Here is a 22,109-nt window from a genome sequence, read left to right on the forward strand (position 1 = left end):
TATAATCAGGCTTTCATGCAGGAGTTTAGGATGAAGACCGAACCGAACGAAGTCCACAACAGGCCAAAACTGGTCACCGTTTTCGGCGGCTCTGGCTTTGTCGGGCGCGCGGTTGTAGCAAGCCTCACCAAGCGCGGCTATCGTGTACGCGTTGCCGTGCGCAAGCCGGAAGTTGCTTATTACATGGCACCACTTGGCAATGTTGGCCAGATCCAGATGGTTCAGGCCAATGTCCGCCATCGCTGGTCGGTCGAGCGCGCTATCATAGGCGCTGATCATGTCATCAATCTCGTCGGCATCCTTTCGGAAAGCGGCAAGCAGCGTTTCAACAGCGTTCAGGTGCTGGGTGCCAAGAACATTGCCGAGGCCGCAAAAGCTGCTGGCGTCCCGATGACGCATCTCTCCTCGCTCGCAGCCGATGTCAATTCGCCATCAGCCTATGCCCGCACGAAGGGTGAGGGTGAAAAGGCTATTCTCTCGGTTCTGCCGGATACGGTTATTCTGCGTCCGTCGATCATTTTCGGCCATGAAGACCGCTTCTTCAACCGCTTTGCCAATCTGGCGCGCTTCTCGCCGTTCCTGCCGGTCATCGGTGGTGGAGAAACCAGACTTCAGCCGGTCTATGTCGGCGACGTCGCGGAAGCCGCAGCCCGCGCAGTCGATGGCAAGCTGCAGCCAGGTGCCGTTTATGAACTGGGCGGTCCGGACGTGCAGCCATTCAAGCATTGGATGAAGGATATGCTTGGCGTCATCGCCCGCAAGCGCCTCATCGTCTCGATGCCTTGGTGGGTTGCACGTATTCAGGCCTCGGTTCTCGGCCTTTTGCCAAACCCACTGCTCACCAATGATCAGGTGACATTGCTCAAATACGACAATGTCGTCTCGGAACAGGCTGCCAAAGAAGGCCGCACACTTCAGGGCATGGGCATCACGCCTGAAGCCGTGGATGCAATAATTCCAGCCTATCTCTGGCGTTATCGCATTGCAGGTCAGTACACTAAGACCGGGCTTGCCTGAGTATAGTGTGGACCAAAAATAAGGGGCCGAAAGGCCCCTTTCTTATTGCGCGGAATGCTCCAGCCCTCCGCTATGGCTTAGAGCGCCGTGCGTCCCCATGGACGCACAAAGGACGCTCTATTTATTGAATCTACGCATCGTGCCTTCCAAAATAACTTCTGATTTTTGGGCGGATGCTGTAGCGCGTTCGTCGCTCAAAAAGCCAAATCATTGGCTTTTTGTCCGCTACGTGAAACGCTTTTCACCCCCAAATCAGCAGAGCAGCCATTCCGAGCGAGCCAACGATCAGGCGCCACCAGCCGAACAGCTTGAAGCCATGGCGCGAAACATAGTCGAGCAGATGACGCACGACAAATACGCCTGAGATAAACGCCATCACAAAACCAACAACGATCAAAGCACCATCGTTGAACGACAACATGCTGTGGCTCTTATAAAGGTCATAGGTAAAAGCACCTGCCATTGTTGGCATGGCAAGGAAGAACGAAAACTCTGCCGCCGAACGCTTGTCTGCGCCGAGCAAAAGTGCGCCAACAATGGTGGAGCCAGAGCGCGACACGCCAGGGATCATGGCAAGGCACTGGACAAAGCCAATGGCCAGACAGATCGGCAACGGATAATCCATCACATCACGATAACGCGGCTTCAGCTCCAGCTGATCGACCCACAGAAGAATAAAGCCGCCAATGATCAGCATGATACAGACCAACATCGGCGTTTCAAAAAGCACGCTCTTGATGAAGCCGTGTGCCATTGCGCCGATGACGGCTGCGGGCAGAAATGCAATCAGAATCCCCAGCACGAAACGACGAGTCCGAGCATCACGCGGAAAGTCAGTCAGAATTTTGATGAGCTTTGCCGAATAGACCGTCAGGATCGCAAGGATTGCGCCCAGCTGAATGAGCACTTCAAAGGTCTTGCCCGTCGATTCAAAGCCCAGAAAATGACCGACCAGCAATAAATGGCCTGTGGAGGAAACGGGGATGAATTCCGTCAAACCTTCGATGAGACCAAGAAAAGCGGCTTCCAGAAGATTATAAATTTCCATGAAGTCAGTACCTTAGGGAGGTGAGCAGGATGAAAATAGTGCGTCTTGACGAGCTGTTAAGCATGAAAGTGCTACAATAAGCGCTTCCAGCGATTGCTTGTCTCCCGCAGGCATAGCCCTTATAGACTAAATATTCCGTTGAGGTGGCTCGAATCGCCTGACAGCAGAAATAACCTGCTGCCGGTGCAAACGCTAGCCACAGTGCCTCACCGGGGATCAATTAAAGCTTGTCAGTCGAGAGTACCGCGTCGATTATGCTTACGCTTTTTCATCATCCTATGTCATCAGGCTCGCGCTATGTGCGGCTTATTCTCGGCGAATATGATGTGGAAGCCGAACTGATCGAGGAACGTCCATGGTCGCGCCGTAAGGAATTTCTGGCGCTGAATCCTGCTGCAACACTTCCTGTATTGTTGGCTGAACGCGATCTGCCGGTTGTTGGCGCAACCGTCATTGCAGAATATCTCGATGAGACACGTGGCGCATTGAAGCGTAGTCGTCGCCTGCTACCGGAAAGCCCGATGGAGCGCGCAGAAGTGCGTCGCCTTGTTGACTGGTTCTTGCTCAAATTCGAGAACGAGGTTACGCGGCACATTGCGCGCGAGCGCGTGTTCAAGCTTCAAATGGCTGACGAAATGGGTGGCAGCGCGCCCGATTCCACAGCTATTCGCGCAGCCCGCACCAATATTCGCCAGCATATGAAATATATCGACTGGCTTGCGGCAACTCGGGACTGGCTTGCAGGTGGTCATCCAAGCTATGCTGACATGGCAGCAGCAGCATCAATCTCCGTGCTCGACTATCTCGGTGAAATCGAGTGGAGCGAAACCAAGGCCGCCCGCGACTGGTATGCACGTATGAAGTCGCGCCCAGCCTTCCGCCCCCTGCTCTCCGATCGTGTGCGCGGACTAGCACCAGTGGCCCATTATGGCGACCTCGACTTCTGAGACAAAGCAAGTTTCTGGACAGGTTTCGGAAAGGGATCTCAAGCTCAAGCGCTTTCTCATTGAGGAAGCGAAAGCTGTAGGTTTCGACGCGGTCGCTTTCACAACGCCCGATACGATCCCACAAGCACCGCAGCGACTTCGGCAATATATTGCCGATGGCCATCACGCCGACATGCTCTGGATGGAGGAAACGGAAGACCGCCGCGCCAATCCAAGTGTGTTGTGGCCGGAAGTCCGCTCGATCATGATCCTTGCCATGAATTATGGTCCGGACAGCAATCCGCTCGGCATTCTTGAACACAAGGAGCGGGCGGCGATTTCAGTCTATGCGCAGAACCGCGATTACCACGACATCATCAAGGGTAAGCTCAAGCATGTGGCGAGCCGCTTTGCGGCCCGCGCTGGTCAGGACGTCAAAGTCTTCGTGGACACGGCTCCTGTTATGGAAAAGCCATTGGCGCAAGCAGCCGGTCTGGGCTGGCAGGGCAAGCACACCAATCTGGTCAGCCGCGAGCTTGGCTCATGGCTTTTTCTCGGCTCGATTTTCACCACGGCTGAAATTCCACCCGATAAGCCTGACCGCGATCATTGCGGTTCCTGCCGCGCATGTCTCGATGCCTGTCCGACGAAAGCATTTCCTTCGCCTTATCGGATCGATGCGCGACGTTGCATTTCCTATCTCACTATTGAGAACAAGGGCCCGATCCCGCACGAGTTCCGCAAATCGATGGGCAATCGCATCTATGGTTGTGACGACTGTCTATCGGTCTGCCCCTGGAATAAATTCGCTCAGGCGACCAGCGAGATGAAGCTGAAAGCACGCGACGATCTTAAAGCACCTCGGCTTGCCGATTTTCTGGTTCTTGACGATCCCGCTTTTCGCACACTGTTTTCCGGCTCGCCCGTCAAACGGATCGGACGTGATCGTTTCTTACGAAATGTGCTGATCGCAGCGGGCAATTCGCAAGATCCGTCTTTGCTGCCTCAGATCGAAAATCTGCTTGAAGACCCTGCCCCCGTTGTGCGCGGCGCAGCGGTCTGGGCATTCAAGCAGCTCGCCACCATGGAACGTTTCAAAATTTCAAAGAAACGTCTGGCCTCGAGCGAAGAGGATGATACGGTGCGCGCAGAATGGATATTGGAGGACGTCTGACATGCGCATTTTTCTGTTTGGAGCCGGTTATTCTGCGAGAGCCTTTTCCCGCCTGATGACCGGAGAGGCAGAACGCATTGATGGCACCACCCGCAACGAGCAGAACTTCCCGACACTGGAAAAAGCGGGCATCGCACCAATCATTTTCGACGGTGAAACTGCTTCACCAGAACTTATTGACCGGCTTGCGAAATCAACACACGTTGTTATCTCGATCTCGCCTCGCGAAAGCGGCGATCCTTCTTTGGCAATTGTCGAAGAAGCGCTTCGTCGTCCTGACAACACGATCCGCTGGATCGGCTATCTTTCCACCGTCGGCGTTTATGGCAATCACGATGGCAACTGGATCGATGAAACCACCCCATGTGAACCCAGCTCACGTCGGTCGCTTGAGCGCGTTGAAGCAGAAAATGCATGGAATGCTTTAAGCGAACGGCACGGTACGCCGGTCGCACTTTTGCGCCTGTCCGGCATTTACGGTCCGGGCCGCAATGCCTTCATCAATCTGGAACGCGGTACGGCACGACGCATCATCAAGGAAGGTCAGGTCTTCAACCGCATTCATGTCGAGGATATTGCCGGAACGCTACGTTTTCTGGCAGGTACCAATACGGGTGGCGCTTTCAACATCACCGACAATGAACCTGCGCCGCCGCAGGATGTCGTGGTCTATGCGGCCGAGTTGATGGGCGTTGCACCTCCGCCAGAAGTTCCGTTTGAAGATGCGGACATGACGCCGATGGCGCGCTCTTTCTATGGTGAAAACAAGCGCGTCTCCAACCAGCGCATCAAAGATCTCGGCTATGATTTCATCCATCCCGATTATAAAGCTGCTTTTTCCGCCATGTGGCGAGACGATAATTGGCGATGATTGCCGTTTAGACGAACGCAAAGCATAATCCGGCCCATCCGCTCGAATGATTCGAGCAAACGTTTTTATGGGAAATTGCCCATGGCAAAGAGATCCAGCTCAAAATTCTGGCCGCGTCTTGTTCTGGCAACCTGTCTTGCGGCAATGATCGCTCCGGACTTTGTAACACAGGCCTTAGCTCAGGATGCCCCTGCTAAGCAGGCATTTGGCAGCAAACAGCTGCCGGTTCTGGCGCAATCACCGCAATCCATCGGCTTTTATGCCAAGGGCTGTCTTTCCGGTGGTGTCGCCCTGCCTATCGATGGCCCCAACTGGCAGGTTATGCGGCTTTCTCGCAATCGCAACTGGGGACACCCACGCACAATTGGCCTGCTGGAAAAACTCGCGCGCGACGCCGCAAAAGACGGCTGGCCCGGCCTTCTGGTTGGCGACATTTCGCAGCCTCGCGGCGGCCCTATGCTCACTGGTCATGCCTCGCACCAAGTTGGGCTGGACGCGGATATTTGGCTGACGCCAATGCCAAAGAAACGCTTCACCGATGCTGAGCGTGAAAGTGTATCGGCTGTGTCTATGCTGAAAAAGGATTCGCTGTACGTCGATCCGCAGAAATGGACCCCTGCCCGCACGGCACTCATCAAACATGCCGCCAGCTACCCGGAAGTCGAGCGCATTTTCGTTCACCCCGGCATCAAGAAGCAGCTTTGCGATACGGTGACAGGCGACCGCAGCTGGCTTGGCAAAGTGCGCCCTTATTGGGGGCATTTCTATCATTTTCATGTAAGACTGCATTGTCAGCCCGGATCGCCGGACTGCAAGCCGCAGCCAAAGGTGGCGGCAGGTGACGGTTGCGACAAGTCGCTGGCATGGTGGTTTACCGACGAGCCGTGGAAGCCTGCAAAGCCATCCAAGGAACCGCCTAAGAAGCCGAAGCCAATTATGGTTTCGGACTTGCCAAAAGCCTGTGCCGCTGTGCTGAATGGCCCGTCACCGGATTCTATTGCAGATGTTATTTATGGTGCCAATTAAGCGTGTAATAGAAAACATGCTTTTCACTTAACCACGGCTTCGATATAGGGTTTAAACGATTTAAACTTCAAATGACAAGGTTATCAATCTCATGACAGAACGTCTGCGCATTGCTTTGATCGCTCATGACCTGAAGAAAGACGAGATGGTCGCCTTTGCGCGTGCGCATGAGAAAGCCTTGTCGCATTACGATATCGTTGCGACCGGGACGACAGGAGGCCTCATCCAGGAGGCCTGCCCTTCGCTCAACATTCATCGTGTCAAAAGCGGACCGCTTGGCGGCGATCAGCAGATTGGCGCAATGATTGCCGAAGGAACGGTGCAGGCATTGATCTTCTTCATCGATCCGCTATCGCCGCTTCCACATGATGTCGACGTGAAAGCGCTGACACGCCTCGGCAGTGTCTATGACATCCCAATGGCGCTTAATCCGGCAACGGCTGAAAAGCTGGTAAGAGTGCTGGACTAAATCAGCCTCTATTTCTTTGTATTAGGCCACCCTCAAACAATAAGAACAGACGAAGCAGCAAGGCAGACCATGATTGACGCTGACCAGAGTTTCAAGTTTCCCGTCCTCGTCGGCGATATCGGTGGAACCAATGCGCGCTTTGCGCTTCTTGTTGATGCCCACGCGGAACCGAAAGAGTTTCCCGTGGTGCAAACGGCTGATTATGCAACGATTGATGATGCAATCGAGCAGACCGTCCTCAATCATACCTCCATACGCCCCCGCTCAACCATTCTGGCTGTTGCAGGCCCGGTCGATGGTGATGAAATCGATCTGACCAATTGCGACTGGGTGGTTCGCCCCAAGCAATTGATCGCAAATCTCGGCTTCGAGGACGTGACCGTTCTCAATGACTTTGAAGCTCAGGCGCTTGCAGTGGTTTCGATCGGCAAAGAATATCTGCATCAGATCGGCGGACACGACGAAGAACTTGTCGCTACACGCGTGGTGCTTGGTCCGGGAACGGGCCTTGGCGTTGCCGGACTTGTGCGCACTGGCAAGGCATGGGTTCCAGTTCCCGGTGAAGGTGGACATATTGATATCGGCCCGCGCAGTGAGCGCGATTATCAGGTTTTCCCGCATATCGAACCAATTGAAGGTCGCGTTGCAGCTGAGCAGATTCTTTGCGGCCGCGGTTTGCGCAATCTCTACCTTGCAATCTGTGCCGCAGATAAGGTGGCACCAGTTCTCGACACGCCTCCGGATATCACGGCCGCAGGGCTTGATGGTAGCAATGCGCAGGCTGTTGAAACACTCGACCTGTTCGTCACCTATCTCGGCAGACTGGCAGGCGACCTTGCGCTTATCTACAAAGCGCATGGCGGGGTTTATCTCTCGGGTGGCATTCCGCAGCGTATTCTGCCTGCTTTGCAAGCCGGATCGTTCAGGGCAGCTTTTGAGGACAAGGCTCCTCATACACATTTTATGCGGGATATTCCGGTCCGCGTCGTCATTCATCCGCTGGCGGCACTCAGCGGGCTTTCTGCATTTGCTCGCATACCAATGCGGTTTGAAGTTTCAACCGATGGCCGCCGCTGGCGTGTTAGCTGATCGGGTTTGCTTTCTCAGGCATGGTCAAGCGACAAAGATAACGCTATAGAAGCGCTGCAATGAAAACACTTGAAGCATTTCCAGCAAAAGTGCGAAGCGGTTTTGCGTTGGATAATGCGCAAAAACGAAGAATTAGAGTGGTTCGAACGATTTTGTCTTAACTGGAACCGCTCTATTGCAGCCTTTTGTCGTTTCCAGTCCAAAAGGACGCGCGAAAATGCATGATCAACGACAGCCAGCGGCTGCTAGATAAAAAGCACTTTGCCCGTGAGCCTATTCAAAAAGAAAAAAAACAAGATCGACCCGAGCGAAGCCACCCGCGTCATTCGTCGTATGCTATCGGAAAACGGAAGCCAGTATAAGGCAAGCTATGCCATAGCCATCGCCGCCTCTCTTGTCGTCGGCGTATCAAATGGCGCGCTCGCCTATCTGATGAAGCCGATGATCGACAAGATTTTCTACGAACAGAAAATCGGCCTTATCTGGGTAATCTGCGGCGCAATCCTCGGCATTTTCGTTCTGCGTGGTCTTTCAAGTTATATTCAGGCCGTCGAACTGGCGAAGATCGGCAATAATCTGGTAGCGCGCTATCAGAAGCGCATCTTCGATCATCTGCTGAAGCTTGGCCTCGATTTTTATAACGATACGCGATCCGGCCATCTGGCAGCGCAAATCAATCAGAATGTGAATGGCATACGCGATTTGCTGAACATGACGATCACATCGATTGCCCGTGATTTCGTGGCGCTTATCGGTCTGATCGGCATGATGTTTTATACCGATCCGTTCATGTCGACGGTGGTCTTTCTGGTCGGCCCGCCGCTCGTTCTGGCGGTTTCTTATATTTCTCGCCGCATCAGGTCTGTCACGCGCGATCTGGTTCACTTGAACTCCCATCTTCTGGGAGCCATGCAGGAAACCGTGCAGGGTATTTCCATCGTGAAGGCCTTCACTATGGAAGACCAGCTTCGCGGCAAAATCAGCACACTGATCGATCAGGCAGAAAACAGAAGCAACAAAATCGCACGCGTTTCAGAACGCACCACGCCGATTGCAGAAATTCTGGCAGGTTTCGCCATTGCGGGCGTGTTGGCCTATAGCGGCTACAATGCGATCCTCAATCAACAGCCTCCGGGCGCAATGTTCGCCTTCATCACTGCGCTGCTTCTGGCTTATGATCCTGCGCGCCGTCTCGCACGTTTGCAGGTCGGACTGGAACGTGCGCTTGTGAATGCACGCATGATCTACGAAGTGCTGGATATCGAACCCAATCAGGGTGATGCGCCTGATGCCGTGTCACTCAAGGCCGGTCCTGGTGAAATTGATTTCCGGAACGTGCACTTCGCCTATAGCGATATCGCACCGGTCCTGCATGGCGTGAACTTCACAGCCAAGGCAGGTGAAACCACCGCTATCGTTGGTGCGTCTGGCGCGGGCAAATCGACCCTCATCAGCCTAGTGCAGCGCTTTTACGACGTCACCGACGGAGAAATCCTGTTCGACGGACAGGACATCTCAAAAGTCACGAAAGAGTCGCTGCGTCATTGCGTGGCTTATGTTTCGCAGCAGCCATATCTTTTTGAAGGCACCATTGCCGATAATATCCGCTATGGGCGCCCCAATGCGACACTGGATGAAATCATAGAAGCCGCAAAACTTGCCAATGCGCATGAATTCATTCTTCAACAACCGCAGGGCTATGACACGCCAGTTGGCGAAAATGGCGTAACGCTTTCAGGCGGTCAGCGTCAGCGTATATCAATTGCCCGCGCAATCGTGCGTAACGCTCCTATCCTTCTGCTGGATGAAGCCACCTCCGCACTTGATAATGAGTCGGAAAAGCGCGTGCAGCAGGCGCTTGATCACATCATGCAGGATCGTACGACCATCGTCATCGCGCATCGTCTTTCCACCGTCGTCAATGCCGACCGCATTGTCGTTATGGAAGCCGGTTATGTTGTCGAAGAAGGCCGTCACAACGACCTGATCAAGATACCAAATGGCGTCTATGCCCGCTTCTATCAGCTTCAGAGCGGCAAGGATGACATGCTCATCGGAAATACAGGCTCGGAGGAAACGTCAAATGGCTGAGAACGCTGAAATGGGCCTCGTGGTTGTTGGGGCGAGCGGTCGGATGGGACAGACTCTCATTCGCACGATCCATGCAATTCATGGCGCACGACTGATCGGGGCTATTGAACGTGAGGGATCACCTTTTCTTGGCAGAGATGCCGGTGAGCTCGCAGGCGTGGGCAATCTCGGCGTCGAGATCACCCACGACCCACTTCCCGTCTTCGCAAAAGCTCAAGGCGTTATCGACTTCACCAGTCCTTCTGCTACGGTGAATTATGCAGGGCTCGCAGCGCAGGCCCGCATCGTCCACATCATTGGCACCACAGGCATTTCCACTGACGAAGAAGAAAAGATCCGTGCCGCCGCTCGCCATGCAACAATCGTCAAGTCCGGCAATATGAGTTTGGGTGTCAATCTTCTGTCTGGCCTTATCAAGAAGGCAGCGCAAGCACTCGGGCCTGAAGATTTCGACATCGAAATCCTCGAAATGCATCACAAGCACAAGGTCGACGCGCCTTCCGGGACGGCCCTTCTGTTGGGTGAGGCAGCTGCGCAAGGACGAGCAATCAATCTTGCTGAAAAGAGCGTGCGTGTACGCAATGGTCATACTGGACCACGCGAGGAAGGCACGATTGGTTTTGCGACTTTACGCGGAGGCTCCGTCATTGGAGACCACGAAGTGATTCTGGCCGGCGAAGGAGAGCGTATCACCCTCTCCCACCATGCTCAGGACCGCACAATCTTTGCTCGTGGTGCTGTGAAAGCAGCACTTTGGGCTCACGGCAAGAAACCCGGCCTTTATTCCATGCTCGATGTTCTCGGGCTCAACGACTGATCTGTTTTTTCATCCCAACGGAGTGCTGCGATGTCTCGTACCCTCGTCCTGGTCCGCCACGGCCAAAGCGAATGGAACCTGAAGAACCTTTTTACTGGCTGGCGTGATCCAGGCTTGACCGAACAGGGCCATGCGGAAGCCAAGGCCGCTGGTCAGCGCCTGAAGGCCGCAGGCCTCAAATTCGACCTCGCATACACCTCGGCCCTGTCGCGTGCACAGGTCACCTGCCAGCACATTCTTGATGAACTCGGCCAGTCCGATCTTGAAACGATCCGCGATCAGGCCCTCAACGAACGCGACTATGGCGACCTCTCGGGACTCAACAAAGACGATGCACGCGCAAAATGGGGCGAAGAGCAGGTCCATATCTGGCGCCGCTCCTATGACGTTCCTCCTCCCGGCGGCGAAAGCCTGAAGGATACCGGCGCGCGCGTGTGGCCTTATTATCTGCACACCATCCAGCCGCATGTTCTGCGTGGCGAGACCATTCTGGTTGCAGCCCACGGCAATTCGCTGCGTGCGCTCATCATGGCGCTTGATGGCCTGACGCCTGAAGAGATCCTCAAGCAGGAACTCAACACCGGCGTCCCAATCATCTACAAGCTGAACGCCGATTCGACCGTCGCTTCCAAGGAAGTGCTTTCTGCATAATGATTTTTCGGGCGCGGACGCATTTATGCACTGCGCCCGAATTGCGTTTTCCAGGCTTTTGCAGCATTCAAAACACCAATGTGAAAAAAAGCTGATTGATTATCGAAAACGCGATTGACAGAGAGAGGCCGACCCCTTAGATGGGTCCTCGTCGCCCAGATGGCGGAATTGGTAGACGCACCAGCTTCAGGTGCTGGCGCTCGCAAGGGCGTGGAGGTTCGAGTCCTCTTCTGGGCACCATTTCCAAGTCTTCAGACCACTACCAAGGTCCGGAAGCACCCCAAAAAGCCCGCGCAAGCGGGCTTTTTTGTTGCCTGATTTTCTACTGTCCGTTTCCGTTCACCACGGCGATGGCGACCTTCTCATTGGGCAAAACATGCCCAGAGAGGGGCGCTTTTTTGAAAGTGAGTGAAACCGAAAATCGGGCGTTCAAAACGATATCGGAACTGTATCCGAAAATGAAAAAGGCCGGCTAATTGCCCGGCCTTTTTTACGCTATCGTCAGTGCTGGTACATCCGCAGTCACGACAACAGCTATGAGCCTATAGTGGGCACGATTGGTTAATAAATGGTTAACCGGCTATCGCTTCATTGCCCCACAATGCTTTGGGCCTTGCCACATGCAAGAACTCCGCGCATCCTTGTTTTGCGCAATGCGATTTGAGGGACAAATCAGATGCATCAACCCGCCTATGATATTGAGTTTGGTGAGATAATCCGCTGGCTCAGGCAACATGGCCTCATTCTGCAATCGGACCTCGAGGGCAACACTGAACTCTCAACGCGTGCGGAACGGATCGGTCGTAAACGTCGTCGCGAAGCTGAACAGACGAACGATTAAGGCATTTGAGCCAAGAGTGCGTCGCGGTTTTGCGTAAGGAGCGGTTCCAACAATACAATCTTAACTGAAACTGCTCCAATGGGATCAAACAGGCTCAAGAACGATAACAATATCAGCCTGAGATAAAGCAAGAGGGGGAGGAAAATGCGTCGTAAAGGCTTGTTCGATTTCGGAAGGAACGGCCTGTTCTACCGGCTGTTTTTGGTAAGCGCCATCTGCGCCGTATTAAGCAGCGTGTTGAGCCAGAATGGCGAAATACCATTCTGGCGCTGGCTACATTACCTGACCAAGCCCACCGCAACATTGCTTCTGCTCGGCGCGATCTTATGTGCGCCGCGCCTCATCTCGAAAGGCTACGGATTTGCAATCGCTCTGGGCTTGGCCTTTGCCGCTGCTGGCGATTTCTTCCTTATGCTTCCGGGCGATTATTTTCTGGCGGGACTGGTCTGCTTTCTCATAACCCACTGCATTTACATTTATGCATTGTGCCGTAAGACGCGCTTTGCTGAAAACAAGCTCGTGTTCTTGATCTTCGCATTCCTCGCAATTGCGATCATTGCGGGCCTGTGGACGTCCGTTCCATCCGCAATGAAAATTCCTGTTGTCATTTATGCAACCGCAATCAGCGTTATGGCTGCACAGGCCGTCAGTCGTGCGCGTTCAGACAAACTCGAACCCACCTTGCGCTATAGCGCGACGCTGGCGGCGGCTGGTGGTCTGTTCTTCATGGTAAGCGACACGCTGCTCGCCTTTGATCGCTTTCATGCGCCAATTCCCCTTGCTGGGTTCTGGGTGCTCAGCACCTATTATGTGGCGCAATTCCTCTTTGCGCGCTCAACGGAGAATTTTGCTTATGAGCGCTGATCAAGCCGTTTCATCACAGCAAACACTTCAGACAACCTTCCAACGTCTGCGGCAAAACTGGATCAATCATCGGCCACCTTTTGAACAGCGCATCGATGACCTGCGTCGCCTGCGTAAGCTGCTTCATGAACGTCTCGATGATATGGCAAAGGCCATCAATGCGGATTTTGGAAACCGTTCGGTCCATGAAACGCTGTTGGGTGAAGCGAGCGTCGTGTTCGCCGAGATCGACCACACGCTTCATCACCTCAAGCGATGGATGAAGCCACGGCGCCGTAAGGCAGGTTGGAAACTCTGGCCAGCAAAAGCAGAGTTGCGCTTTGTGCCTTTGGGTGTAGTTGGCATCATTTCGCCATGGAACTATCCGGTCAATCTTGCACTCGCGCCACTTGTGGTAGCCATAGCCGCTGGGAACCACGTATTCCTGAAACCTTCAGAACACACGCCACATACGTCCGAGTTTCTGCGCAAACTGATTGCCGATGTTTTTCCGGATGACCGGGCAACAGTTATTCTTGGCGATACCGGTCTTTCAGCAGAGTTTTCCGCCCTGCCCTTCGACCATCTGTTCTTCACAGGGTCGACGGCTGTGGGCCGCAAGATCATGAAAACAGCTGCAGAAAACCTCACACCCGTAACCCTGGAGCTGGGTGGAAAATCGCCAGCGATCATCAGCGAGAACAGCACCCTTAAACGTGCAGCCAGCTCTATCGCGACAGGCAAGTATTTCAATGCGGGTCAAACCTGCATTGCCCCCGATTATGTACTGATCCATCAAAGCAAACGCGATGCATTCATTGCCTTGCTACGCGAAGAAACGCAAAGGCGTTATAGTGGTACAACAGCGGAAAATGACCGCACGACGATCATCAACGATATGCAATATGCGCGCCTTTCCAATCTGTTGCACGACGCGGAAGGTAAAAGCGAAGCCATCATTCCGCTTCTGGAGATCTCTGCCACAGCAAGCCATCCACGCTTGATGACACCAACCGTAATTCTTGAGCCAGCGCCGACCAGCGCGATCATGGGCGAAGAGATTTTTGGTCCCTTGTTGCCGATCATCAGCTATCGATCACTTGATGAAGCAATTGCTTATATTCTTGGACATGAGCGACCGCTGGCACTTTATTGCTTCAGCGATAACACAGCTGAAATCGACACTGTGCTTTCGCATGTCGTTGCAGGTGGCATCTGTATCAATGACACACTCTACCATTTCGCCTGTGGAGATCTGCCCTTTGGTGGGGTGGGACATAGCGGCATGGGACACTACCACGGCAAAGACGGCTTCCTCACCTTCTCCAAGGCCATGCCGGTACTGACCAAATATACCCCTGCATCAACCGATATGATCAAGCCGCCCTATACCGGGCTTGCCGACCGGATTGTCCGCTTCATCACACGATAGACAATGTTGAAAAGCAAACTTCTCAGCAATCTGTGATCCACAAAGACTATTCAAACCGCAAAATGCCCTATTTATATGGATATCCAGAAAATTCTAGCTAACCACATGGGGCAGCAAACGGGTGCAGAAGAAAAAAGACCCAGGTCGAATTTCCAAGAAGATATTGACGGCAATCCGTAATCGACCGGGTTTCAGGCCGCTTCACACCAATGTCACTGAAGGCGATATCGTTATTGCGTCCTATAATGTCCACAAGTGCATTGGCGTCGACAAGGTCTTCGACCCTCAGCGCACTGCCGATGTCATCAGTGAAATCGATGCGGACGTGATTGCCCTGCAAGAGGCAGACAAGCGCTTTGGCGAGCGCTCCGGTCTGCTTGATCTTGGCCTGCTCGAAAAACGCCACGGCCTCGTTCCGGTACCGATTACCTCAACCATGCCGAAAGGTCATGGCTGGCATGGCAATGTGCTGTTGTTTCGCGAAGGCGTGGTCCGCAATGTCCGTCAATTGTCGCTTCCGGGCGTAGAGCCGCGTGGAGCACTCGTCGCTGACCTGCAATTTGCATCCGGCCCATTGCGTGTCATTGCCGCCCATCTGGGACTTTTGAAACGCTCGCGTGAACAGCAGGCAGAAAGCATTCTTTCCGCCTTACAGGAAGCCGATACATTGCCAACATTACTGATCGGCGATCTCAATGAATGGCGTATCGGCAAGCGCTCGTCGCTCGCCTCACTCATGCCGATGTTCAATCACGTGGCGACGGCAGTACCAAGCTTTCCTTCGCGCTTTCCGGTATTTGCACTGGATCGGGTCCTGGGTACGCCACATAATCTCGTAACTGCTGTCGAAGTTCATAACACACCGCTGGCACGCACGGCCTCTGATCATCTGCCAATCAAGGCGCATCTTGATCTCAAGACAGCGGCACAGCTTCTGGAAGAGTTCAACCCGTCTCTGCTGACAAGCAATACGAGTTCGGGAAGCTGATCTTTCTAGAGCATTTCCGGATTAGGTTGAATCATTGGAAATGCTTTATCTTTTTACTTTTACGCACATCTTGTTCCGAAAACCGGCTCCCACTTCGGGATGTGCTCTAGCGTCAGAGATAAGGCGATCCGAGCCAAATGATACGGTCGATCAGACGCTCGTAGAAGGGGCGATTTTTGAGACGTGTCAGGTTCACTTCCCGGCTTACATCGATCACCCTGCCGATGCGTTCTTCCACCTGAAGCGCGATATCACGATCAAGGATTTCCATGTCGACCTCGAAATTCAGTCGCAAGGAACGCGCATCGAGATTGGAAGAGCCGACATAGGACCATGCGCCGTCAATCGTCATCAGCTTGGAATGATTGAACGCCCCGCCCGCGCGCCATATGCGGCAACCACCTTTCAGCAGCTGATCGAACTGCGCCCGCATGGCGCGATCCACGAGTTTCAGATTATTCACACCGGGAACAACCACATCTACCGACACGCCGCGCCGCGCCGCAGTGACCAGCGCACTGATGAGTTCACGATCAGGCAGAAGATAGGGCGACATGATCAGGATATGCTCCTGAGCAATTGAAAACGCTCCCATCATCATGCGGTGATTTGTTTCGATATTCTTGTCCGGCCCTGAACCGACAACACGGATCAGCTTGCCTGTACCGGGTGGGTCTTTTGGTGCAGCAATGCTCCAGGCATCACCCGTCAGTAATTCGCCCGTCGCAAAGCGCCAATCCTCAGACGCGACATGGAAAAGATCGGCTATCGCCGGGCCTTCGACGCGAAAATGCGTGTCAAACGCAACCGCATCACCCGCAATGGCTTTCACAAATCCGGCACGAATATTCATGCCGCCGGTGAACGCCAGTTTGCCATCAACAATCAGGATTTTACGGTGCGTGCGCAAATTGGCATAAGGCAAGCGTAGTCCCATGATGATGTTGCCATTGAACACATCAACGGAAATGCCTTTGTCTTTCAGCAGATTGACGATGCTTGGAATGGAATAGCGCGCGCCGACCGCATCCACCAGGACCCGCACTTCCACACCGCGTTTGACTGCCTCGCCCAAGGCATCGGCAAATTGCTCACCAATCGCATCCCGATCAAAAATATAGGTTTCGAGCATGATGCTGCGTTCAGCCTTACCGATAGCCTCCAGCATGTCGGCATAAGCTTCGTCGCCAGTCTCCAGCATCTTGATGCTGTTGCCGCTCGTGAAATCATAAAGACTGACGGTGTCGCCAAGGATCTTCATCGCTCCGAACTGGCGACCAAAGGCAGCGCGCACCAGATCATTCGTCGTGTCAAAATGCGAGAGGTGGTAAAGCGCAATATTGCCCATATTGTCGCGCTGATGACTAAGCGTGCTGCGTCGGATGCGGTTGACCCCCGCCAGCGCATAGACCACGGCTCCCACGATGGGCGAAAGAACAATCACGCCAACCCAACCGAGTGCCGTTCGCACCTCATCCTTGGTCATGGTCGCGTGAACAGCTGCAATCGCTCCAAGAACGACTGACAGGACCGCCAGAATATGCGGCCAATAGTGTGAAACCAGATCAAACATCAAACTGACTTTAAGCCAAAAAAAGTTTTTACTGCAAAGACATACCGTGTTCTTCCTCTTACACCAACAGGAGATTTTTTAGCCAACTCAAGTCTCACTTCCATCTCTGGCTAAATCTTTCAATTGCCTTATATTGTTGGTCGGGAATTCAAATTGAGGGACATCTTATGGCAACTGCACAGAATGACTTTAATCGTCCTATCGTTCCAGCCGAAGTCTCAGCCAAGTGGGGTTGGTTCATTGCACTCGGCGTCGCACTTCTGATCCTTGGCGGCATCGCTTTCGGCAATCTCGTGCTCGCGACAGTCGTTTCAGTCTACTATGTCGGCATCATGATGCTGGTTGCAGGCGTGATCGAAATCATCCACGCCTTTGGTGTGAAGACATGGGGCGGCTTCTTCTTCTGGCTGCTAAGCGGCCTGCTTTACGCGGCAGCTGGTATTGTCGCATTCGTCAATCCGATTCTGGCCGCAGGCGTTCTGACCTTCCTTCTGGCAGCAGCACTTCTGGGTGCAGGCGCATTCCGCATCTGGCTTGGCTTTAAATCCAAACCCGCAGCAGGTTGGGGCTGGATTGTAGCAGCAGGCGTCATCACGCTTTTAGCCGGTCTCGTCATCGCACTGAAATGGCCGGTCAACAGCCTGTTCATTCTCGGCCTTTTCCTCGCTATCGATCTTATTTTCCAAGGCTGGTCATTCATTGCTTTCGGCCTCGGCATCAAACGCTGATAACAGTACCAGGCAATCTAAAAAGCGGCGTGTTACACGTCGCTTTTTCATTTCAACTCGACCTTTTGGCCAATGACTGCTAGATGCTGCGCAACATCTTCGCAGCGCGCGTATCGCGCCGCCCACACTTTGCCATTACGAGTTTCTTCATGTCCGCTGATCATCCTGTTTCAAAGCGCCGTACCTTCGCGATCATCGCGCACCCGGATGCTGGTAAGACCACGCTAACCGAAAAGCTGCTGCTGTTCGGCGGCGCTATTCAGCTTGCCGGTGAAGTGAAGGCCAAGAAGGACCGCATCCAAACCCGTTCGGACTGGATGAACATCGAACGCGACCGCGGTATCTCGGTCGTTACCTCGGTGATGACCTTTGAGTACAAAGACTGCATCTTCAACCTGCTTGATACGCCGGGCCACGAAGACTTTGCTGACGATACCTACCGCACGCTGACAGCCGTGGATTCCGCCGTCATGGTTATCGATGCCGCAAAGGGTATCGAGCCACGGACGCTGAAGCTCTTTGAAGTCTGCCGTATGCGCGATATTCCAATCGTGACCTTCGTCAACAAGATGGACCGAGAAGCACGCGACCCACTCGAAATTCTCGATGAGATCGAAGAAAAGCTGGCGCTCGATACTGCCCCAATCACATGGCCAATCGGCTCTGGCAAAAGCTTTGCCGGCACCTATGATTTGCACAATAATACCGTGCGCCAGAAGGATGCCGAAGAGCAGCCCACAAAAGTCAGCGGACCGGAAGAAGCGGCCAAGCTTCTGCCGGAAAACGAACGTCAGGCATGGATCGACAGTCTGGAACTGGCGCAGGGCGTTTGTCGCCCATTCGATCTCGAATCCTTCCGCGAAGGCCATATGACGCCAGTCTATTTCGGCTCGGCGCTCAAGAATTATGGTGTGCGCGACCTGATCGAAGCGTTCTGCGATTTCGGCCCTTCCCCACGCGACCAGCAAGCAGATAGCCGCATGGTTGGTGCAACCGAAGCAAAAATGACCGGCTTCGTGTTCAAGATTCAGGCCAATATGGACCCGAACCACCGCGACCGCATCGCATTCCTGCGTGTCTGCTCCGGCACACTTTCGCGCGGCATGAAGGCCAAGTTGGTCCGCACCGGTAAACCAATGAGCCTGTCAGCACCGCAATTTTTCTTCGCCCGCTCGCGCCAGATTGCCGATGAGGCCTTTGCAGGCGACGTGGTTGGCATTCCGAACCACGGAACCCTGCGCATTGGCGACACGCTGACCGAGGGCGAAGACATCCTGTTCCGTGGTGTGCCGAACTTCGCACCGGAAATTCTGCGCCGCGTCCGCCTTGACGATGCGATGAAGGCAAAGAAACTCCGTGAAGCGCTTCAGCAGATGGCTGAAGAAGGCGTTGTGCAACTCTTCGTGCCAGACGATGGTTCACCGGCAATTGTCGGCGTTGTCGGCGCGCTCCAGATCGACGTTCTGACCGAACGCCTCAAGATCGAATATTCGCTGCCGGTCGGCTTTGAAATGTCGCGCTTCTCTATTTGCCGCTGGATTACTGCGGAAGACCCAGCAGAACTTGACCGCTTCATTGCCTCGCATCGTGCCGACATCGCGCATGATCTCGACAATGATCCGGTCTTCCTCGCCCAGAACGGCTTCTCGCTCAACTACGAAGCCGAGCGCTGGAAGGCGATCCGCTTTGCCACGATCAAGGATTATCAGGTCCGCGACAAAGCCTGATGAATTCAATTACCCCATCCGCAGATGCGTCAGCTTCTGCGGATTGCGGATCAAATAGACGGCGCGGATCAATCCGTCCTTGATCTCTACAGCGGCCACTTGCGGCAGCCCATCGGCTTCAAGACTCATATGGCCGGGCAAGCCATCAAACAGCGCAAAATGATTGACGGCAGGCACCAGCCCCTCGGTCTTGCGTGCGATGCCCTCATAAAAGCGCATGATCTTTTCACGCCCGTAAATCGGGTTAAGCGCTGCATTGCGGATACCACCACCGTCGGAATACATCACGACGTCTTCCGCCAGCAGCCCTTTCAGCGCCGTCATGTCGCCGCTGCGGGATGCCTGAAAGAAAGCCTCAGCAATTGTCCGGCCACGATCCTCCGTCATGGAGAACCGCGTCTTCTCCTGCCGGACATGGCTGCGCGCGCGGCTTGCCAGCTGGCGACAGGCCACAGCATCGCGATCAAGCACACGCCCAACCTCGTCAAAGCCCAAATCGAACACGTCATGCAAAAGAAATGCCGCCCGCTCCAGCGGCGACAGACGATCAAGCGCCATCATCAGCGTCAATGTGATGTCATCGCTGCGATCTTCTTCGTCCTCGACAAGCGGTTCAGGCAACCATGTGCCGGGATAGGTTTCGCGCCGCACGCGTGCGGATTTCAGATGGTCAAGCGCAAGACGGCTGACCACACGCGTGAGCCAGCCCTGCGGCTCGCGGATGGTTTCCCGATCCGCAGCACTCCAGCGCAGCCATGCGTCCTGCACAATATCTTCGGCTTCAGCATGGGTCCCCACCATACGATAGGCAATGCGGATGAGCCGAGGACGCAAAGCCTCGAACACATCCGCATCTTTCATTTGTGGTTCAAGCAGCGGCTGCATCGGATTTGACCGGGTGCACGAGACGGAAACCAACCGCGATGCGGTTCCATGCATTGATAGTGGTAATCAGCATGGTCAGATTGACGATCTCTTCGTCTGAGAAATATGCTTTCAAAGCATCAAAATCCTTATCCGGTGCGCCCGTCTGCGCCAGCAATGTCAGCGCCTCGGTCCAGCCAAGCGCTGCCCGCTCCCGCGCAGTATAGAGCGGTGATTCACGCCATGCAGCAACCAGATAAAGGCGCTCTTCAGTTTCGCCAGCCTTCCGTGCATCAGCCGTATGCATATAGATACAATAGGCGCAGCCATTGATCTGAGAAGCACGGATTTTCACCAGCTCATAGAGGCTATATTCAAGTCCGGATGCGGCAACCCGCTTTTCCAGCTCCACCATTGCCTGCATGATCTGCGGTGCGAAAGTGTAAGGCGCAAGTCTCTGTTCCATGATCTCTTCTCCTTGATGTTGACCCGTGTTGGTCGCTCATCATCAGGACGAGATAGCTGCATCGGAATGTGACATGCCCCCCATAAAAAAATCAGCTTTTTATTTCGAGAAGTGCGGCCGTAATTTTTTCTGCAAGCTTTTCAGCAACTTGCTCCTTGCTCATTTCCGGCCATTCTTCGATGCCTGCGCGGCTCAAAACACGCACACGGTTGCGATCACCGCCCATCACATCGCCAGACACGTCATTGGCAACGATCCAGTCGGCACCCTTCTTCTCCAGCTTACGCCCGGCATTGGCGAGCACATCCTGCGTTTCCGCTGCAAAGCCAACCACAAGACCAGGACGTTTGGCACTATGACCAACTCCTGCCAGAATATCCGGGTTCTCAACCATGCTGAGCGTTGGTGCGCCCTCGCCGGGCTGTTTCTTGATCTTCTGGTCAGATGCACTGGCGGTTCGCCAGTCGGCAACTGCTGCCACCATCACGGCGGCATCAGCCGGTAAATGGCTTTCTACTGCCGCCTGCATCTCCTGCGCTGTTTCAACATGGGTGACGTTGACGCCCTGCGGATCAGGGATCGTAACGGGACCCGAAATCAGATGCACCGTGGCACCCAACTTCGTGAGCGCGGCGGCAATCGCGTGGCCCTGCTTGCCGGACGAACGGTTGGCGATATAACGCACCGGATCAATCGGCTCATGCGTCGGGCCGGATGTCATGACGATCACTTTGCCTGCAAGCGGTCTTGCCTGTGGCGCAAGCAGATTTTCAATGGCGGCCACGATCATGAGCGGCTCGCTCATGCGGCCTGTACCAGCCTCACCACTTTCCGCCATCTCGCCCTTTTCAGGACCAATGAATTGCACACCGTCTTTTTCCAGTGTCAGGCGGTTGCGCTTCGTTGCCAGATTATCCCACATGGCAGGATTCATTGCAGGTGCAACCAGCACCGGAACTTTGCGAGCAAGCAACACAGCGCTTGCCAGATCATCGGCAATTCCATTTGCCATTTTGGCCATCAGGCCAGCGGTCGCGGGAGCCACGACGATCAGATCGGCATCACGCGCAAGACGGATATGGCCGACATCCTGTTCGTCTTCACGCGAGAAAAGATCGGTAAACACATGATCGGCAGCAACTGCACCAATGGTCAGCGGCGTCACAAATTGCTGTGCGGCTGCCGTCATCAACGGGCGAACATGCGCGCCACGCTCCCGCAGGCGGCGGATAAGATCAGGCGTCTTATAGGCAGCAATCCCGCCGGAGATGAGGAGGAGAATATGTTTGCCCTGCAATAAACCCGCAACAGGCGGCGAGGCAGTGGCTTGAGGCTTTGCCTCTTCAAGTCCACCCAGCAGAAGCCGTGCTTCTTCTTCCATCGAGCGCCCGTTTTGAGCTGCCCGAATGCGCAACCGCTCTTTCGCTGCGTCATCAAGATTGCGGATTGTGATACTGGCCATTTGATT

Annotated in this window: 21 protein-coding genes and 1 tRNA gene; 17 read left to right on the forward strand and 5 right to left on the reverse strand. The window is 54.2% G+C overall.

What is annotated here, in order from left to right; all coding sequences use genetic code 11:
- Window positions 1-30: 30 nt before the first annotated feature.
- Window positions 31-1,017, forward strand: a complete 987-nt coding sequence (locus ACSME1_RS04365; protein WP_024899241.1) for a complex I NDUFA9 subunit family protein — start codon at window positions 31-33, stop codon at window positions 1,015-1,017.
- Between the two features lie 241 nt (window positions 1,018-1,258).
- Here ACSME1_RS04365 and ACSME1_RS04370 read toward each other — a convergent pair whose 3' ends face one another.
- Complete coding sequence (locus ACSME1_RS04370) at window positions 1,259-2,065, reverse strand: undecaprenyl-diphosphate phosphatase (RefSeq protein WP_024899240.1); 807 nt, start codon at window positions 2,063-2,065, stop codon at window positions 1,259-1,261.
- Between the two features lie 254 nt (window positions 2,066-2,319).
- Between ACSME1_RS04370 and ACSME1_RS04375 the strand changes: the two genes are divergently transcribed.
- The 14 genes from ACSME1_RS04375 to ACSME1_RS04440 all read left to right on the forward strand — a co-directional run bounded on the left by ACSME1_RS04375 (window position 2,320) and on the right by ACSME1_RS04440 (window position 15,283).
- The gene (locus ACSME1_RS04375) at window positions 2,320-3,012 is read left to right on the forward strand and encodes a glutathione S-transferase family protein (RefSeq protein ID WP_024899239.1); all 693 of its coding nucleotides are present in this window, start codon (window positions 2,320-2,322) and stop codon (window positions 3,010-3,012) included.
- Window positions 2,993-4,165 carry a tRNA epoxyqueuosine(34) reductase QueG gene (gene queG / locus ACSME1_RS04380; RefSeq protein ID WP_105707926.1) on the forward strand — a complete coding sequence of 391 codons (1,173 nt, stop codon included), beginning with the start codon at window positions 2,993-2,995 and terminating at the stop codon, window positions 4,163-4,165. Before ACSME1_RS04375 ends, queG begins: the two co-directional genes overlap by 20 nt.
- A gap of 1 nt (window position 4,166) precedes the next feature.
- Window positions 4,167-5,036 (forward strand): SDR family oxidoreductase, encoded by an 870-nt coding sequence (locus tag ACSME1_RS04385; RefSeq protein WP_024899237.1) that lies wholly within the window; start codon window positions 4,167-4,169, stop codon window positions 5,034-5,036.
- 81 nt (window positions 5,037-5,117) lie between these two features.
- The gene (gene mepA, locus ACSME1_RS04390) at window positions 5,118-6,062 is read left to right on the forward strand and encodes a penicillin-insensitive murein endopeptidase (protein WP_024899236.1); all 945 of its coding nucleotides are present in this window, start codon (window positions 5,118-5,120) and stop codon (window positions 6,060-6,062) included.
- 91 nt (window positions 6,063-6,153) lie between these two features.
- Window positions 6,154-6,531 (forward strand): methylglyoxal synthase, encoded by a 378-nt coding sequence (locus ACSME1_RS04395; protein ID WP_024899235.1) that lies wholly within the window; start codon window positions 6,154-6,156, stop codon window positions 6,529-6,531.
- Between the two features lie 69 nt (window positions 6,532-6,600).
- Window positions 6,601-7,620 (forward strand): glucokinase, encoded by a 1,020-nt coding sequence (locus tag ACSME1_RS04400; RefSeq protein WP_024899234.1) that lies wholly within the window; start codon window positions 6,601-6,603, stop codon window positions 7,618-7,620.
- A 267-nt stretch (window positions 7,621-7,887) separates the two neighbouring features.
- Window positions 7,888-9,711, forward strand: a complete 1,824-nt coding sequence (locus ACSME1_RS04405; RefSeq protein ID WP_024899233.1) for an ABC transporter ATP-binding protein — start codon at window positions 7,888-7,890, stop codon at window positions 9,709-9,711.
- Entirely contained in the window at window positions 9,704-10,528 is an 825-nt protein-coding gene (gene dapB, locus ACSME1_RS04410; protein WP_036567959.1) for a 4-hydroxy-tetrahydrodipicolinate reductase, read from the forward strand. The genes ACSME1_RS04405 and dapB overlap by 8 nt, the downstream gene beginning before the upstream one ends.
- Window positions 10,529-10,558: 30 nt before the next feature.
- The gene (locus ACSME1_RS04415) at window positions 10,559-11,179 is read left to right on the forward strand and encodes a 2,3-bisphosphoglycerate-dependent phosphoglycerate mutase (protein ID WP_024899231.1); all 621 of its coding nucleotides are present in this window, start codon (window positions 10,559-10,561) and stop codon (window positions 11,177-11,179) included.
- A 153-nt stretch (window positions 11,180-11,332) separates the two neighbouring features.
- Window positions 11,333-11,419: transfer RNA gene (locus ACSME1_RS04420), tRNA-Leu, on the forward strand.
- Window positions 11,420-11,855: 436 nt separating this feature from the next.
- Window positions 11,856-12,020 (forward strand): hypothetical protein, encoded by a 165-nt coding sequence (locus ACSME1_RS04425; protein ID WP_157803347.1) that lies wholly within the window; start codon window positions 11,856-11,858, stop codon window positions 12,018-12,020.
- Between the two features lie 144 nt (window positions 12,021-12,164).
- On the forward strand, window positions 12,165-12,884 hold the full coding sequence (locus tag ACSME1_RS04430) for a lysoplasmalogenase (RefSeq protein WP_024899230.1): 720 nt from the start codon (window positions 12,165-12,167) through the stop codon (window positions 12,882-12,884).
- Entirely contained in the window at window positions 12,874-14,295 is a 1,422-nt protein-coding gene (locus ACSME1_RS04435) for a coniferyl aldehyde dehydrogenase (protein ID WP_024899229.1), read from the forward strand. The genes ACSME1_RS04430 and ACSME1_RS04435 overlap by 11 nt, the downstream gene beginning before the upstream one ends.
- Window positions 14,296-14,416: 121 nt before the next feature.
- A complete protein-coding gene (locus ACSME1_RS04440; RefSeq protein WP_024899228.1) occupies window positions 14,417-15,283 on the forward strand; it encodes an endonuclease/exonuclease/phosphatase family protein in 867 nt (288 codons plus the stop codon).
- Window positions 15,284-15,395: 112 nt separating this feature from the next.
- Here ACSME1_RS04440 and cls read toward each other — a convergent pair whose 3' ends face one another.
- On the reverse strand, window positions 15,396-16,856 hold the full coding sequence (gene cls / locus ACSME1_RS04445) for a cardiolipin synthase (protein ID WP_024899227.1): 1,461 nt from the start codon (window positions 16,854-16,856) through the stop codon (window positions 15,396-15,398).
- Window positions 16,857-17,023: 167 nt separating this feature from the next.
- Between cls and ACSME1_RS04450 the strand changes: the two genes are divergently transcribed.
- Window positions 17,024-17,584 (forward strand): HdeD family acid-resistance protein, encoded by a 561-nt coding sequence (locus tag ACSME1_RS04450; RefSeq protein ID WP_024899226.1) that lies wholly within the window; start codon window positions 17,024-17,026, stop codon window positions 17,582-17,584.
- 149 nt (window positions 17,585-17,733) lie between these two features.
- Complete coding sequence (locus ACSME1_RS04455; RefSeq protein ID WP_024899225.1) at window positions 17,734-19,311, forward strand: peptide chain release factor 3; 1,578 nt, start codon at window positions 17,734-17,736, stop codon at window positions 19,309-19,311.
- A 9-nt stretch (window positions 19,312-19,320) separates the two neighbouring features.
- Here ACSME1_RS04455 and ACSME1_RS04460 read toward each other — a convergent pair whose 3' ends face one another.
- From ACSME1_RS04460 to coaBC, 3 genes are all read right to left on the reverse strand, one after another.
- Window positions 19,321-20,196, reverse strand: coding sequence for a sigma-70 family RNA polymerase sigma factor (locus tag ACSME1_RS04460; RefSeq protein WP_024899224.1), 876 nt, complete (start codon window positions 20,194-20,196; stop codon window positions 19,321-19,323).
- The gene (locus ACSME1_RS04465; RefSeq protein WP_024899223.1) at window positions 20,180-20,641 is read right to left on the reverse strand and encodes a carboxymuconolactone decarboxylase family protein; all 462 of its coding nucleotides are present in this window, start codon (window positions 20,639-20,641) and stop codon (window positions 20,180-20,182) included. The genes ACSME1_RS04460 and ACSME1_RS04465 overlap by 17 nt, the downstream gene beginning before the upstream one ends.
- Window positions 20,642-20,732: 91 nt before the next feature.
- On the reverse strand, window positions 20,733-22,103 hold the full coding sequence (coaBC, locus tag ACSME1_RS04470) for a bifunctional phosphopantothenoylcysteine decarboxylase/phosphopantothenate--cysteine ligase CoaBC (protein WP_435654942.1): 1,371 nt from the start codon (window positions 22,101-22,103) through the stop codon (window positions 20,733-20,735).
- Between the last annotated feature and the right edge of the window lie 6 nt (window positions 22,104-22,109).

This window comes from Brucella pituitosa (assembly GCF_965577835.1).
Classification (GTDB): domain Bacteria; phylum Pseudomonadota; class Alphaproteobacteria; order Rhizobiales; family Rhizobiaceae; genus Brucella; species Brucella pituitosa.